Origin of the sequence: Shewanella sp. MBTL60-007 (assembly GCF_019654915.1) — a bacterium.
Lineage (GTDB): Bacteria > Pseudomonadota > Gammaproteobacteria > Enterobacterales > Shewanellaceae > Shewanella.
Genome location: NZ_BPET01000155.1, coordinates 1 through 861, shown reverse-complemented (window position 1 = coordinate 861; position 861 = coordinate 1). Strand labels below are relative to the sequence as shown.

Here is an 861-nt window from a genome sequence, read left to right as displayed (position 1 = left end):
CTGAGTAAAATACGATAAGGCTAGGAAAAGTAAATCAATATTATCGTTAAATAATCCATATGGATAAGAATGCAGCAAGCAGCTAAGGAAATATCATAGGTGCTAGGTGCTAGGTGCTAGGCAAATAGCAAAGCAGACAAGATATAGATTTAAAAGCCATATAACTAAAAAGTATTTAAATAAATACATCAAACGAAAAGAATTCAAAACCTGCAAAACGGAAAAATTTAAAACCTACAAAACGAAAAAAGCCCTTACATTTCTGTAAGGGCTTTCATCTTTATATTGGCGGAGCGGATTGGCTCGTAATTCAGACGAACCCGCGACCTCGGCGAGACAGGGCTATCCAACAAATAGAATTTAAAACCTACAAAACGAAAAAAGCCCTTACATTTCTGTAAGGGCTTTCATCTTTGTGTTGGCGGAGCGGACGGGACTCGAACCCGCGACCCCCGGCGTGACAGGCCGGTATTCTAACCAACTGAACTACCGCTCCTAAACTTTTCTAGAAACCGTTAACTTGATTTCTAATGTTATTGCTATGTCACTAACAATAACGGGACTTGCTACTAAATTGGCGGAGCGGACGGGACTCGAACCCGCGACCCCCGGCGTGACAGGCCGGTATTCTAACCAACTGAACTACCGCTCCAAAACTTTTCTAGAAACCATTAACTTGATTTCTAATGCTACTGCTATGTCACTAACAATAACTGAACTTACTACTAAAATTGGCGGAGCGGACGGGACTCGAACCCGCGACCCCCGGCGTGACAGGCCGGTATTCTAACCAACTGAACTACCGCTCCAAAACCTTGCTAGAAATCAATCATGTTGACTTCTAATGTTACTCGTTATGTC

Annotated in this window: 3 tRNA genes; all 3 read right to left on the bottom strand. The window is 42.5% G+C overall.

Annotation, left to right across the window (positions count from 1 at the left end):
- Positions 1-419: 419 nt before the first annotated feature.
- The 3 genes from K5Q92_RS23800 to K5Q92_RS23790 all read right to left on the bottom strand — a co-directional run bounded on the left by K5Q92_RS23800 (position 420) and on the right by K5Q92_RS23790 (position 809).
- Positions 420-496: transfer RNA gene (locus tag K5Q92_RS23800), tRNA-Asp, on the bottom strand.
- A gap of 79 nt (positions 497-575) precedes the next feature.
- Positions 576-652, bottom strand: a tRNA-Asp gene (locus K5Q92_RS23795).
- 80 nt (positions 653-732) lie between these two features.
- Positions 733-809, bottom strand: a tRNA-Asp gene (locus tag K5Q92_RS23790).
- Between the last annotated feature and the right edge of the window lie 52 nt (positions 810-861).